Raw genomic sequence first — 14,801 nt, 5'->3', positions numbered from 1 at the left:
CAATTAGTTGAGGTTATTTATTATTCCCCTGGGAAAGAAAGGGGGTGGGCAAAAAGCAAGTAGTGCAAAGCGCCATGTCTTTGTACTCAGGAATCATTTGAATGAAATCAAAAGAGCAACCAATCAAAACATCCAGAAGGTCATTTCTGCAGAAAACCCTCTCTGTCATCCCCTTCACCGCGCTTGCAGGCACCACAGCAGTCAGCGCGATGGCTTCTGCAGCTCCGGCTACAGAAAAAAGTGAGACCTATCACTACGTTCCGGTATTTTTTAATAATGACGAATGGCGATTTATTTTATCCGCAACGGACCTGCTGATTCCTGAAGACGAATTCGGTCCCGGTGCGGTGAGTGAAGGCGTGCCCGTTTACATCGATAAGCAAATGGAATTGCCTTATGGCTATGGTTACCTGTGGTATATGAGCCCGCCATTTCAGGAGTCGATTCCTGAGATGGGATACCAGACTAATCTGGTGCCACGGGAAATTTACCGCCGGGGAATTATCAACCTGAACAAATACTGCCGTGAAAATTTCCAGAATAACTTCGCAGATTTAAGCAAAGAAAAACAGGAAGCGATTTTACACGATCTGGAGTCGGGAAAAATCGTGCTTGATACTATTTCAGGCAAGTTATTTTTCTCTCAGTTACTACAGAACACTAAAGAAGGTTATTTAGCCGATCCGGTGCATGGCGGTAATCAAACCATGGCATCCTGGAAATTGATTGGTTTCCCGGGCGCGCGCGCGGACTTTATTCAGGTTATGGAGAATCCCGACAAACCTTATCCTTTAGGCCCTGTAAGTATTTCTGGCAAGTATGGTGCAAAAAAATGACGATTAAAAAAGAACCTGTAGATGTAGTTATTGTTGGCTTTGGCTGGGCTGGTTCGTTGATGGCGATGGAATTAGCCTCAACCGGATTAAAAATTGTTGCGCTTGAACGGGGAGAACAACGAGATACTTACCCTGACTTTGCCTATCCCCGTATCATTGATGAACTGACATATGGTGTCAGGCTAAAACTTTTTCAGAACATATCCAAAGAGAGCGTGACGGTGCGGCATACCACTAAAGATACCGCTTTACCTTATCGCCGCATGGGTTCTTTTTTACCCGGCGACGGCGTGGGCGGCGCTGGCGTACACTGGAATGGTCTGCTTTGGCGGCCACTGGAAGCGGATCTCCGACTGAAAACCGTGGTGACTGAAAAATATGGTGCCAGTTTTATTCCTGAGGGTATGACGCTGCAGGACTATCCTTTCAGCTACAGTGAAATAGAACCCTATTTTGATAAGTTTGAGAAAATTTGTGGTGCTTCAGGCCAGGCCGGGAACCTGAATGGCAATATCATCGAAGGTGGTAACCCCTTTGAAGCGCAACGCGCGAATCCTTTCCCGACCAAACCGTTGCTTTACCAGTATTCTGCCATGCTGTTTGAAAAAACCACGAAAGAACTGGGCTACAATCCCTTCCCGGGTCCCGCCGCCATCTGCACTGAGGCATATACCAACCCGTACGGCGTTGCGCTGGGCGTCTGTAACTATTGTGGTTTTTGTGAAAAATTCGGTTGCTATAACTATTCTAAAGCGTCGCCACAAACCAGTGTTATTCCCGCCCTTAAGCAATACGATAACTTTGAATTGCGCTGTAAATCACATGTGCTTCGCGTCAATAAAGACAACACGGGGAAACTGGCCACTGGCGTAACCTATATTGATGAAAATGGCAGTGAAGTCGAACAACCCGCAGCGATGGTTATCCTCAGCGCCTTCCAGTTGCATAATGTCCGGCTGCTTTTGCTGTCTAAAATCGGTAAGCCTTATAATCCCGAGACAGGCGAAGGCGTGGTTGGCAGGAATTATGCCTATCAAATGTTAGGCGGCGCAAAACTGTTCTTCAACAAAGAGACCTACTTTAACCATTTTGCCGCCACCGGTGCGTCAGGCGCCTATATTGATAATTACAACAGTGAAAACTTCGATCACTCTGCTGCAGGCTTTATTGGTGGCAGTACGGTCTCTGCGCATGTTACCGGCGCCCGGCCTATAGAGCAAACTGTCACGCCTAAAAATGCGCCTAAATGGGGCAGCGGCTGGAAAAAAGCAATCAGGGATAGCTACCTGCATAATATGAGCATTGGCGTCAGTTCATCTGTCATGCCTTATAAGCAATGTTATCTTGATCTTGACCCGACCTATACCGATGGTTATGGGCTGCCTTTATTAAGAATGACGTTTGACTGGCAGCAGAATGAACTCAAAATGACCCAGTTCATGGCAGGCAAAACGGAAAATATCATTAAGGCTATCGGGCCAGATTCTTACGACATGGGCTTCAAAAACTTATCTACGCATTACGATGTTCGTCCTTATCAATCTACCCATACCACCGGTGGCGCCATAATGGGTGACAGCCCGGCGACCAGCGTGGTGAATAAATATCTGCAGTGTTGGGACGTGTCCAACGTGTTCGTGGCCGGTGCCAGTTGCTTCCCACAAAATCATGCATACAACCCCACGGGAATCGTCGGCGCAACCACGCTATTTTCAGCTAACGCAATCAAAACGATTTACCTGAAAAATCCAGGCCCAATGGTTCAGGCTTAAGGGGATAAGGATAAGAAGATGAAAATGACCTGTTTGAAATGGCTGTCCTTATTAACACTATTCTGTGCTTTATCCTCTGCAGCGGAAGATGTCTCTCCGGAACTCATCAGCAAGGGTAAATATATTGCCACTGCCGGAGATTGCGTTGCCTGTCACTCGATTGCCGGAAAAGAGAGCTTTACCGGCGGATTAAAAATGATGACGCCGGTTGGCGCAATTTATTCGACTAATATCACCCCGGATAAAGCCACCGGTATTGGCGAATACACCTATGACGACTTTGCTAAAGCATTACGTCAGGGAGTAGCGAAAGACGGGCGACATTTGTATCCAGCGATGCCTTATACGGCTTATGCCAAAGTTAACGATGAAGATATGCATGCTTTGTATGCTTACATGATGCATGGTGTAACGGCGGTTCACGCGGAAAACAGAAAAAGCGATATTCCATGGCCACTGAATATGCGCTGGCCACTGGCCCTGTGGAATCTGGCTTTCCACGACGATAACGCTTACGCAGCGGATACCACCAAAAGTGCGGAGTGGAATCGTGGCGCTTATCTGGTGCAGGGATTGGGTCACTGCGGCACCTGTCATACCCCGCGTGGCATTGCTTATCAGGAAAAATCGTTAGATCAGCAGGGCAAAACGTACCTGACCGGCGGGACACTGGAGGGCTGGCATGCCCCGGATCTGACCGGCAACGCGAAGTCGGGACTCGGCAGTTGGTCAAATGAAGATATTGCGTTATTTCTGAAAACCGGTCGTACCAACACCTCAGCCGCGTTCGGTTCTATGACGGATGTGGTAGAGCACAGCACACAATATCTCAGCCAGGCCGATCTTGCTGCGGTGGCGAGCTATTTGAAGTCACTGCCGGCTTCCGCACCTGATATGCCGTCTGCGCCATCCGCCGATACCACCACTGCCGCGCTTATCCGGGGAGACATCAGCGTACCTGGTTCACGGCTGTATATGGATAACTGCTCAGGTTGCCACCGCCTGGATGGCAAAGGCTACGCCAAAACCTTCCCTTCTCTTGCCGGTAACTCAGCAATCCTGAGTGATGATCCTTCATCGGTGATTAGCATTGTACTGCGCGGCGGCAAAATGGCTGTCACGAAGGAGGCGGTCACCGGGCTGGCTATGCCTGATTTTGCCTGGCGGCTCAACGATCAGCAGGTGGCGGATCTGGTGACATTCATTCGTAACGGCTGGGGCAATCAGGCACCTGCGGTAAGCGCGGATCAGGTGGCAAAACTGCGTAAAGATCTGCCAAAGGCAGCGGAGGCGGATAAGGAAAAGAGTCAGTAAAAACGGACGGAGAAAACGCCCTATTCAAGGCCCCGACAAGGGCCCTGATAATGACGCCGGATAGCAATGGCATCCTGATCAGTTACCGCGCAATGCCCCATCGCCAGCCTTAACTATGTTTTGTCGGCGTCGGTCAGGGTGGCTCTTACCTGCGGCAGACTCTGCGGGTAATTCTGCTGAATGAATTCAATCATTTTCTCGCGTACATAGCAGCGCAGATCCCATGCCGTGGGTGAGTTCTGCGCGGTCATCAGTAAACGGATGGTCATGGTTTTTTCCGTGGTATCGGTCACCTGCAGTACCTGAGTTTCGCGATCCCAGAGCCGCGTCTCATTGAGGATTTTTTCAAAATGCTCACGCAGCGGCGCCAGCGGCATCGAGTAATCAACATACAGAAACACAGACCCCAATATTTGCGCATTATTTCGCGTCCAGTTCTGAAATGCGTTCTCGGTAAAATAGGTGATGGGCAGCACCAGACGGCGTAAATCCCAGATGCGCACCACAACATAAGTCAGATTGATTTCCTCAATCCAGCCCCACTCCTTTTCGACCACCACCGCATCGTCAATTTTTATCGGTTGGGTGAAAGCAATCTGAATGCCGGCAAACAGATTCACCAGCGACTTTTGCAAAGCGAAACCAATAATGATACCGGCGACACCGGCACCCGCGAGGATGGTGGTGCCGAATTTACGTACACCAGGGAAGTTGAGCAGAATTAAACTCAGGCAAAACAGTACCAGAATGACGATAGCCACTTTTTTAACATAGATTAATTGCGTACGAATTTTACGCGCACGCAGGTTGTTCGACAGGTTGATATCGTAGCGAATAAACAACATATCCTGCGCTACGTTAATCAGACGAATCAAAATGGAACAGAACGATAAGATGATAAAGATATTAAGCGTGGTGGCGATAAAGCTCAGTGAGCCAGGATCGAGATGCACATAATTCATCCCCATATTGATCAGCAGTAATGGAATGAATAAAAATAATGATCCCCGCAGATGCTTTTCCAGCGATTTAAACAGCTTGCGATCGCGGCTTTGCCAGTAGCGGATAAACCTGAGAAGAAGAAAGCGGGCCAGAAAACCCAGCAGTAGCGAGAGTGTGACGAGCAATACAGCAGGCACCCATGTCGGCGCACCAGATAACTCATCAGGAAGTAATGGCATGATATTCCCTTCTGTTCAGCTAACAACCGTGGTTGTCAGATAAGTCACCAAAATCAGTAACCGTTATCGTGCCGGTTATCTGCTAAACCCATGATTTCGCACTTCAGTGGGTAAAAATATAGTTCACTGGCTGCTGTTAGCAGGGTAAAAACCCATCAGGTAATCAGGTGCAGTGCTGGCGGTCATCGCAAGGGTATGAATTGGTGGTTTTTTTCGGCTTTATTGCTAAAGGTCTGAAATTGCAGGCAGGTGATGAGGCAAAGCGTCAGAGGGTGCTGACGAGAAATGCGCTGGCAGGCAGTGATGCTGCACCCAGGGAAGAAGTACAGACAACCTGTTGCGCCAGCTCGCGCTGAACACGCGCATAGCGCCGCAGGTTGATGCAGAGAAAAAGCGCGCGATTAAGCGCGCAATGCATTATTTGGCATACGCCTCGGTAGAGAGCGTAATCGTCACTTCGTCGCCCACGGCTGGAACATATTTATCGATTTTAAAATCCGAGCGTTTGATGACGCCGGTGGCATCAAAACCGATTGCCTGCTTTTTAACCATAGGATGCATATCCTGCTTGTTCAGCGTGGCATGCAGCACAACCGGCTTAGTGATACCTTTGATGGTTAAATTACCCTGCACATCATATTTATTATCGCCTTTGCTTTCCACATGGGTGCTGTGGAAGGTGGCCTGAGGATATTTTTTAACGTCAAAATACTCATTACCCAAAAACTCTTTGGTCAGCGCCGGCACATGCGTGTCAATCGTTTTTAACGGCAGGGTCACATTAACCTGTGACTTTTCCGGGTTTTCTTTATCAAAAGCCAGCTGACCGGAAACATCAGAAATATCAGCAGTCGGATGAGAGAAACCAAAGTGATTCCATGCGATCACCACGGAAGTATGTTGCGGGTCAAGGTTATATTCCGTCGCCGCGGCATGTGACAGGGGAACATATAATGCCACCAGAGAAAGCAGCGCCGTTTTTTTCAAAAATTTCATGGAAACATCCTCAAACAATCAAGTGCTAATACTGTAGCGCAAACCTGCAGAGGTGTTATTGAAATCATTTGCTTTACCCATTCAAAATTTTTAACCGTTTTTTCCTGCAAGCAAATAATAACGCAGCGTGAATTTTACTGAAATGACGCAATTAAATTCCGGCGAGTCGAATTTAATAATTCCGTTTTTATGTGGACTAGTTTAGCGGCGAGGAGAAGAACGGCAAACCATGTTGAGCATGCGATTAACAGACCGCCTGAATAGCCGGCGGCCGCCACGCTTTATTCTTCGCTGGCACGACGTTGATCATAGACAACCTGTGCCTTTTCAATCGCGTCGCCCTGCTCTCTGGCCCACTTCACCAGCGCAACAAACGGATCCTGCAACGTCTGGCCCAGCGGCGTAATGGCATATTCCACCGCCACCGGGGACGAGGCGATCACGCGACGGCTAATCAGGCCGTTACGCTCCAGCCGGCGCAACGCCTCCGTCAGTGCCTTGTGGGTAATCGGATCAAGACGGCGCTTGATCGCGTTAAAGCGAGCGGGTTCAGTGCACAGCACGGTCAGAATTAATACCGACCACTTATTGGCGACCTGTTCCAGGATTGGACGGGTGCTGTTGATCTCTGCCAGCAGCGCCGCGATATCAGTCGGCATGAGGTTTCCTTATGTATATCTAATGTAGATAAGGTGCGTAATTGACACTAAATATACGAAATGTATCATCAGCCGTCCACCCCTCTCATCCTGGAGCAGCCATAATGAAACTCGAAGGAAAAGTCGCGCTGGTGACCGGCGGCGGCAGTGGTATCGGCCTCGCCATCGCGCGCCGTTTTGTGCAGGAAGGTGCCCACGTTTTCATCACCGGGCGACGCGAAGCGCTGCTGGCCGAAGCCGTCACGCTGACTGGCGGCCGCATTGAGGCGATAGCAGGCGACCTCACCAGCGCAGACGATGTTGCCCGTCTGTTTGACACCGTGCAGGCTCGCGCCGGACGTCTCGATATTCTGGTGAACTCCTCTGGCGTGGCTGAACCCGCCAGCGTCGAAGAGACCAGCGCAGAGCACTTTGACCGCACGTTCGGCCTCAACGTGCGTGCCATGGTATTCACCGTACAGCATGCGGTGAAGCACATGACGGAAGGCGGTGCCATCGTGCTGGTGGGCTCGATTGCGGGCAGCATGGCCAATCCTGGCTATGGCGCTTATTCGGCCAGCAAAGCCGCGGTGCGCGCCTATGCCCGCACCTGGAGCAGCGAACTGGCACCGCGCGGCATTCGCGTCAACACGCTCAGTCCTGGCCCGACGGACACGCCGATGTTTGACCAGGTCAGCGACGAGGTACGACAGACATTCAGCGCGCAGATACCGGCCAAACGCCTCGGCCATCCTGACGAAGTTGCGGCGGCCGCCCTGTTCCTCGCATCGGACGAAAGCGTTTATGTCACCGGCAGCGAACTGGTGATTGATGGCGGTATGTCCGCGTAATGGTTGTCGTGCTGCACAGCGCGCCGGCCGGGCGTTGTGCAGCCACCGAAAACGTTTCTCAGAAGGTGTAGCTAAAGCCGACCGTGCCGGTGACCTGATCGCGCCGGGACACGATCGGGCTGTCCGCGGCGCGATCGCCCAGCCAGCTGTAACCCGCGCTGACCAGCGTGCCCCAGTGGGCATCAAACTGGTGGCTCCAGGTGAGCGTAGTCGCAACACCGTAGAAGCCGCCGCCGGCATCGTAGCGTGAAAACCGGCTGCGCCTGCTCTGGACATCGCTCACGCCATACCAGGTATTCATATAACGCGCATCGCCAAACAGCGCCGCCGTCTGCAGTGCAATGGTATCGCTGTCGCGCTGGAGAGGCACCAGCGTAACGGATGCCTGATAGTTCACGCCCTGATCATCGCTGAGCGGCAGCACCGCTTTGCCCTCTGCACTCAGCCACGGCGTAAGCTGCCAGCCCAGCGCAAGTGCAGTGTTCACCGTCGCATTGATGTTTCCCATGCCTTGCAGCCGGCTGGCGCCATCCCGCCACGTTGAATCTTTATCGCTTCTGCCAAGGCCATAACCCAGCGTGTGTTCCAGATAAAACCCGCTGTCGCTCTGCAGGTCGTACCCGATGCCTTTCTGGGCATCAGCAAAAAATGCGCCATCTCTGGCCTGGAAAATCGGTACCGGCTGCACCCGTGTTTTATTCGATCCGCTGTAGCGTGGCGCGAATTGCGCCCCCGCGCCGAGCGTCAGGCTGGTCTGTGCGTCACCATCCGCCCTGGCGGCAGCGGAAATCATGAGTAGCAGATGGGTCATGTACATCAGCGTTTTTCTGGTTATCATCGTGTCACCTCTTTATCGGTCCGTTTACCGCCCCTTGCCCGGGCAGCCGCAGCGCGAAGCCGAAGTATCCCGGGGCTGTGTCAACAAACAGCCAGGGATTTATGAAGAAACTGTCAAGGTGAGTTATGCAGACCAAAAATATCCTGATTATTGAGGACGACGCTGACGCGGCTGAGGTGCTGGAGGCGTATCTGCTACGGGAAAATTATGCGGTGCGTGTTGCCGCGGATGGCCTGAGCGGACTTGAGCTGGCCCTGCGCTGGCAGCCCGATCTGATTTTGCTTGATGTGATGCTGCCCGGCCTGAACGGCACCGAGGTGCTGGCAAAACTCCGGCGCAGCAGCGAGGTGCCGGTGATTATGGTCACGGCCATGGGCGATACGCCCGATCGCATCGGTGCCCTGCGCTACGGCGCGGATGATTATGTGGTCAAGCCTTATCATCCCGGCGAAGTAGTGGCACGCGTGCAGGCAGTGCTGCGGCGCAGCGCGGTAAAAACGCCGCAGGAAGAGATCCTGCGCTGGCAGGGGCTGGAGGTGAACAGCGGCGCGATGACGGTTACCGTCACGCAGGCCTCCGGTAACGTGCTTTGCGTTGATACCACGCCAACCGAATTCACGCTGCTGGTCACGCTGATGCGCGCACCGGTGCGCGCGCTGAGCCGCCCGTTTTTGCTGGAGCAGTGTATGCCGGACAGCGACGCGCTGGAGCGGGTGATTGATACCCACGTGTATAACCTGCGCAAAAAGCTGGAAGCGGCCGGTATGGCGGGCGTGCTGCTCAACGTGCGCGGCGTAGGCTATCGGTTCCGCCAGCCATGACAGAAAAATCCCCACAGACGCTCTGGCGCTGGCTTTGTCTGCGCATTCTGACGCTGGCTATCGGTACCGTAGTGCTGATTGCTTTGTGCATGTGGCTGCGCTTCACGGTGCAGTACCTGTGGATCACGCACCATATGCCGCCGGCGGTTCTGCGTGAATTTCTCGCCCTGCGTGCGCATCCGGAACGCGATCCCGCGCGCTTTCACCAGATCATCGATAGCTGGTGGGGCATACGCTACTCCGACCCGTCCATTGCCTCCTCGGACTGGATAACCGTCGGCATCCTGGTGCTGGTGACCATTCCGTTTATTGCCTATTTCGGGCTGCGCCACGCGCGCCCGCTTTCTGCACAGTTCAGCCAGCTCAGACGAGCGGCAGATCAGGTGACCGCAGGCGACTTCGGTGCGCAGGCGGCGTTAACACCGGCAGCGCCCGCCGAACTGGCGCAGTTCGCGCACAACTTCAACGCGATGACGCGCCAGCTGGCGCGTTACGACAAAGAGCTGCGTACGTCGCATGTCGCCATGGCGCATGAGCTGCGGTCGCCGCTCAACGCCGCCATGGTGCGTCTGCAGGCGCTGCTTGATGGCGTGTTCAGCGCTGACTCACGTCAGCTCGCCCTGATCATGGCGCAGCTCAGTTGTCTGCACCGGCTGATCGATGAGCTGCATCTGCTGTCACTGGCGGATGCCGGCCAGCTCACACTGGAGAAAGTCCGCTGCAACCCGGCCGATATCCTGCGCGAGCGCCTGCAGTGGATCAAACCGCAGCTGGATGAAGCGCGCATCAGCACCGGGGTAGCGCTGGCAGAAGAGACATTGCTGCCGGTCGATCCGTTCCGTCTCGGGCAGGTTTTCACCATCCTGCTGGAAAACGCCCTGCGCTATGCCGGAAGCGGCAGCCAGCTGCAGCTGCGCACGCGCAACACCGTTGATCATTACGAAATCATCGTGCAGGACAGCGGCCCGGGCGTTCCTGCGGCGTTTCTGGCGTTGATGTTCGAGCGCTTTGCGCGCGGTGAGGCGTCACGCGCCCGTCACTCGGGCGGCAGCGGGCTGGGCCTGTCGATTGCGCGGGCGATTTGCCAGGCGCACGGCGGCACGATCAATGCCACGCTGCCAGCAACGGGAGGCTTGCAGGTACAGATTTTGTTGCCGCGCGACGCCTGACGTTGTTGCCCTTCTTGACACGCTCTTGATGGAACATCGCCAGATTCTTGATAATCGCACGGTGTAATGGCGCAAATACCGATAAAGGAATTGCGCCATGACCGACGAGCTTCCCTGCCTGATCAAACAGGGTGTGCGCCACCTGCTTAACCCGCGCTACCTGGTTTCCCTGCTGCCGCTGCTGCCCTGTCTGCTGCTGACGGCCCTGCTGCTGACCGGCTGTGACCGCAAGCGTTCGCCCATGCCGCCGCCACCGCGTCCGGTAAAGTTCATTACGGTTGGCCCGCCCGCGCCCGCCGGACAGCAAACTCTGACCGGCGAGATCCGCGCGCACGATGAAACCTCGCTCAGTTTCAGGCTGGAGGGGCGGATTCTGACGCGCAGCGCCGATGTCGGCAGCCGCTTCAGGCAGGGAGAGACGCTCGCCGTGCTTGACAGTCCCGGCGCGCTGAATCAGCTGGCGAGCGCACAGGCGGAGCTGAACAGCAGCCGCGCGGCCGAAAAGGTGGCGGCCCTAAATCTGCACCGCATGCGCCTGCTGATGCCGTCCGGGGCTATTGCCCGCGCTCAGCTCGATAGCGCCAGCGCCGACTGGCAGGCTGCGCTGGCGCGGCGGCAAAGCAGTGAAGCGGCATTGAAAAATGCGCAGGATAGCCTGCGCTGGACCCACCTCACCGCGCCTGACGATGGCGTGGTGACGGGCGTCAGCGCCGCAGCCGGTCAGGTGGTCAGCGCCGGTCAGACGGTGTTTACCGTTGCGACCGGCACAGGCCGTGACGTGGTATTTGACGTCGCCACACCTGAAACCCTCGATCGCCGGGCCAATGCCCGCTTCCGCGTTGCGCTGTTGCAGAATCCGTCCGTGATGGCCGAAGCGCACCTGCGTGACGTCAGTCCACAGGCCGACGCCCAGACACGCAGCTGGCGGGTGCGCATCACACTGGACAATCCTCCCGCGGAAATGGTGCTGGGTGCCAGCGTCGCCGTCACCCTGCCGCTGGCCGACACGACGGCGGATGCGGTGATGGCGATTCCGGCCACCGCGCTGACCCGCCAGGCAGGCCAGCCGGCGGTGTTTATTCTCGACCCGGTGAAAAACTGCGTTATCCGGCGCACGGTGGCGATTGCCGGCTACACGGCAGATGCGGTATGGATTCGCGCCGGCATCATGCCGGGCGATCGGGTGATCACGGCGGGCGTCAGAAGCCTGCGTGACGGTGAACGCGTTGCCGGCAGCCAGGAGGATCAGCATGAAACCGGCGTTTAATCTTTCTGCCTGGGCGCTGAAGCAGCAGCAGCTGATGGCCTTTCTCATGCTGCTAATCATGGCCGCCGGGATCGTCAGCTATGAAAAACTCTCGCGCAACGAAGATCCGGCGTTCACCATCAAAACTGCGGTGGTGTCTGCGCAGTGGCCAGGTGCCGACATCAACGATACGGTCAGACTGGTCACCGATCCGCTGGAGAAAAAGCTGCAGGAAATTCCCTGGCTGGATTATGTGCAGAGTGAAACGCACGCTGGCCGCACAGTCATTTTCGTCAATCTGCGTGACGACACCCCGCCCGCGCAGGTGGCCGGGATCTGGTACCAGGTGCGTAAAAAAATGCAGGATGTGACCCCGGCTTTGCCGCAGGGCGTGCAGGGCCCGGCGGTCAACGATGAGTTTGACGATACCTTTGGCACGATTTACGGCTTCACTGCTGACGGTTTTTCCCCGCGCGAGCTGCGGGACCGGGTGGACGACATTCGCCGCGATCTGATGAGTCTGCCGGATGTGGGTAAGATCCAGCTACTGGGCGAGCAGGAAGAGCAACTGGTGGTGGCTTTTTCCCCGCGCCAGCTGTCCGCCATGGGGCTGGATTTGCAGCAGGTAGCTGAGGCGCTACGGGCGCAGAACGTCGTCGAGCCGGCAGGCAGCGTGCGCACCGCCACCGATAACATCGCCCTGCGCGTGAGCGGCGCGTTCAACAGCGAGGCGAGCCTGCGGGCGGTTACGCTGCGCGTTAACGATCGCTATGTTCCGCTGACGGCGATCGCCACCATCACGCGCCGCCCCGCCGAGCCGCCTGCCCCGCTTTTTCGCGTTAACGGCCAGCCGGCCATCGGACTGGCCGTGTCGATGGCCGCCACCGGCAACATGCTGGAGTTCGGCCAGGCACTGCGGGCGCGCATGGAGAGCGAAGCCAGCCAGCTGCCGCACGGCATTGAGATGACGCGCATCGCCGATCAGTCAGCGGTAGTGCAACAGGCGGTGAGCGGATTTGTCGATGTGCTGGGCGAGGCAGTGATCATTGTGCTGGCGGTTTCGTTTGTTTCGCTGGGACTGCGCGCCGGCCTGGTGGTCGCGGCGGCGATCCCGCTGGTGCTCGCCATGACGTTTATCGGAATGCATCTGGCCGGTATCGGCCTGCAGCGCATCTCGCTGGGCGCACTGATCGTGGCGCTGGGCCTGCTGGTGGACGATGCAATGATCACGGTGGAAACCATGGTGGCGCGGCTGGAGGCCGGCGATTCCCGCACCGGCGCAGCGACCTGGGCGTTCAGTACCACCGCCTTCCCGATGCTGACCGGTACGCTGGTGATGATTGCCGGTTTTATTCCGGTCGGCTTTGCCGCATCCAGCGCTGGCGAATATTGCTATACCCTGTTTGCAGTGGTGCTGATGGCGCTCATCAGCTCATGGCTGGTGGCGGTGCTGTTTTCACCGCTGACCGGCAGCTGGCTGTTGCCGGCCACGCTAAAGCAGCACCGCGCCGGAAACGGGCGCCTCAGCCAGTTCTATCGCCGCCTGCTGAGCAGCGTGCTGCGCCACCGCATGCTGACGCTGGCGATGGCGATGCTGGCGCTGTTGCTGGCCGGCGTCGGCACCACGTATATGCAGGGCGAGTTTTTCCCGGCCTCCGATCGGCCTGAGCTGCTAGTGAGCCTGGCGCTGCCAGCCAGTGCGTCGCAGCAGGCCACCCTGCGTCAGGTGCAACGCCTTGAGCAGATTGTCTCCGCCAGCCGGGATGTTGACCACTATTCGTCTTACGTCGACACCGGTGCGATACGCTTTTACCTGCCCATGGATGTGCTGCTGGACGATGAAAACAGCGCTCAGCTGGTGGTGGTGGCCAAAAGCCTGGCCGCCCGTGAACGATTGCAGCGCTCGCTGGATGCGGTGCTTGCCCGGGATTTCAGCGACATCACCACGCGCGTCGCGCCGCTCGAGCTCGGTCCGCCGGTAGGCTGGCCGATTCGTTATCGCATCAGCGGTCCGGATTATCGCCAGGTGCAGCAGCTGGCAGAGCGGCTGGCCGCCGCGCTCGGCAGCTCAGCGCTGACGCGTGACGTCAATCAAACCGCCGGTGAGCCCGAACGCGTTATCACCTTACAGGTGAATCAGACGGCAGCGCGCGCAGCCGGCCTCTCTTCTGACCTGATTGCTCAGTATCTGCATACGCTCTGGTCAGGAACGCTGATCACCACGGTACGCGATCGCAACCGGCTGATTGATGTGGTGCTACAGGGCAACGCTGCGGCGCGCCATGACCTGAGCAGCCTGTCCGGATTGCTGCTAACCGCGCCGTCGGGCGCAAAAATTCCGCTGACGCAGGTCGCAACACCGCAGTGGGGGCTGGAGGATCCCGTTATCTGGCGACGCCAGCGCCTGCCGTTTATCACCGTCCAGACCGATACGGCGCCGGGTTTGCGCGCGGAAGCCGTCTCCGCCGCCCTCACGCCGCTGATTGCCACCTTCAGGGCCAGCTTGCCGGCCGGTTACCGCCTGAGCGAGGACGGGGCGGTAGCAGAGTCTGACAAGGGCAACCAGTCGGTGATCGCTATCCTGCCGGTCACGCTGCTCTGCATGCTGGTATTGCTGATGTTACAACTGCGGCGGATTTCCCGCATGCTGCTGGCCCTGCTGATGGCGCCCTTTGGTCTGCCGGGCATTGTGCTGGCCATGCTGCCGACCGGCACACCGATGGGCTTTGTGGCGCTGCTGGGCGTTATTGCTCTGGCTGGCATGATCATCCGCAACGCGGTGATCCTGATCAGCGAGGCGGATAACAACGTTGATGCAGGTATGCCGCCGGACGCTGCCATTGCGGCTGCCGCCGAACACCGCGCACGGCCGATCGTGCTCACCGCCAGCGCCGCGATTCTCGGTATGATCCCCATCTCGCGTCAGGTTTTCTGGGGACCGATGGCGCTGGCGATTATCGGTGGGCTGTTAGTGGCGACGCTGGTGACGCTCACGGTTTTACCCGCGGCGATGAGTCTGGTGATGCAGGCAGCAGCCCGTCGTGACAAACTGAAATCGCTGCGCTGGCGGCCGTTCAGAAAATAACCGCCTGCTGGTCAGCCCTGCTGGCACGGGGCAACGAAAGGTTTATCCACAGGG

Annotated in this window: 12 protein-coding genes; 8 read left to right on the top strand and 4 right to left on the bottom strand. The window is 56.5% G+C overall.

The features are described 5' to 3' along the window. The first annotated feature begins 101 nt into the window (after window positions 1-101). Genes C1N60_RS22355 through C1N60_RS22345 form a run of 3 tightly spaced genes read left to right on the top strand, consistent with a single transcriptional unit; the run spans window position 102 to window position 3,922 of the window. The gene (locus tag C1N60_RS22355) at window positions 102-836 is read left to right on the top strand and encodes a gluconate 2-dehydrogenase subunit 3 family protein (protein WP_136547322.1); all 735 of its coding nucleotides are present in this window, start codon (window positions 102-104) and stop codon (window positions 834-836) included. Next, a complete protein-coding gene (locus tag C1N60_RS22350) occupies window positions 833-2,608 on the top strand; it encodes a GMC family oxidoreductase (protein ID WP_136547324.1) in 1,776 nt (591 codons plus the stop codon). Before C1N60_RS22355 ends, C1N60_RS22350 begins: the two co-directional genes overlap by 4 nt. 18 nt (window positions 2,609-2,626) lie before the next feature. Continuing rightward, window positions 2,627-3,922: a c-type cytochrome gene (locus C1N60_RS22345; protein ID WP_136547326.1), complete on the top strand. Its 1,296-nt coding sequence runs from the start codon at window positions 2,627-2,629 to the stop codon at window positions 3,920-3,922. Between the two features lie 113 nt (window positions 3,923-4,035). On the opposite strand, the gene C1N60_RS22340 is transcribed toward C1N60_RS22345, so the two are convergent. From C1N60_RS22340 to C1N60_RS22330, 3 genes are all read right to left on the bottom strand, one after another. Further along, on the bottom strand, window positions 4,036-5,103 hold the full coding sequence (locus C1N60_RS22340) for a mechanosensitive ion channel family protein (protein WP_394521823.1): 1,068 nt from the start codon (window positions 5,101-5,103) through the stop codon (window positions 4,036-4,038). 417 nt (window positions 5,104-5,520) lie between these two features. Continuing rightward, complete coding sequence (locus C1N60_RS22335) at window positions 5,521-6,099, bottom strand: YceI family protein (RefSeq protein WP_058759072.1); 579 nt, start codon at window positions 6,097-6,099, stop codon at window positions 5,521-5,523. A 281-nt stretch (window positions 6,100-6,380) separates the two neighbouring features. Then, window positions 6,381-6,758, bottom strand: a complete 378-nt coding sequence (locus tag C1N60_RS22330) for a winged helix-turn-helix transcriptional regulator (protein ID WP_021509005.1) — start codon at window positions 6,756-6,758, stop codon at window positions 6,381-6,383. Window positions 6,759-6,859: 101 nt separating this feature from the next. Here C1N60_RS22330 and C1N60_RS22325 point away from each other — a divergent pair, with 101 nt between their 5' ends. Next, on the top strand, window positions 6,860-7,588 hold the full coding sequence (locus tag C1N60_RS22325) for an SDR family NAD(P)-dependent oxidoreductase (protein ID WP_394522002.1): 729 nt from the start codon (window positions 6,860-6,862) through the stop codon (window positions 7,586-7,588). Between the two features lie 58 nt (window positions 7,589-7,646). On the opposite strand, the gene C1N60_RS22320 is transcribed toward C1N60_RS22325, so the two are convergent. Continuing rightward, on the bottom strand, window positions 7,647-8,426 hold the full coding sequence (locus C1N60_RS22320; protein WP_264251819.1) for a MipA/OmpV family protein: 780 nt from the start codon (window positions 8,424-8,426) through the stop codon (window positions 7,647-7,649). A gap of 125 nt (window positions 8,427-8,551) precedes the next feature. On the opposite strand from C1N60_RS22320, the gene C1N60_RS22315 reads away from it, so the two are divergent. From C1N60_RS22315 to C1N60_RS22300, 4 genes are all read left to right on the top strand, one after another. Next, window positions 8,552-9,247 (top strand): response regulator transcription factor, encoded by a 696-nt coding sequence (locus C1N60_RS22315; protein WP_021509002.1) that lies wholly within the window; start codon window positions 8,552-8,554, stop codon window positions 9,245-9,247. Then, on the top strand, window positions 9,244-10,416 hold the full coding sequence (locus C1N60_RS22310) for a sensor histidine kinase (protein ID WP_394521822.1): 1,173 nt from the start codon (window positions 9,244-9,246) through the stop codon (window positions 10,414-10,416). The genes C1N60_RS22315 and C1N60_RS22310 overlap by 4 nt, the downstream gene beginning before the upstream one ends. Window positions 10,417-10,513: 97 nt before the next feature. After that, on the top strand, window positions 10,514-11,683 hold the full coding sequence (locus C1N60_RS22305; protein WP_394521821.1) for an efflux RND transporter periplasmic adaptor subunit: 1,170 nt from the start codon (window positions 10,514-10,516) through the stop codon (window positions 11,681-11,683). Next, complete coding sequence (locus C1N60_RS22300; protein WP_394521820.1) at window positions 11,667-14,747, top strand: efflux RND transporter permease subunit; 3,081 nt, start codon at window positions 11,667-11,669, stop codon at window positions 14,745-14,747. The genes C1N60_RS22305 and C1N60_RS22300 overlap by 17 nt, the downstream gene beginning before the upstream one ends. The last annotated feature ends 54 nt before the right edge of the window (window positions 14,748-14,801 follow it).

It is taken from the genome of Pantoea sp. SGAir0184 (genome assembly GCF_043544755.1).
The sequence above is the reverse complement of the archived record's forward strand: the minus strand, read 5'-3'. Positions and strand labels throughout refer to the sequence as shown.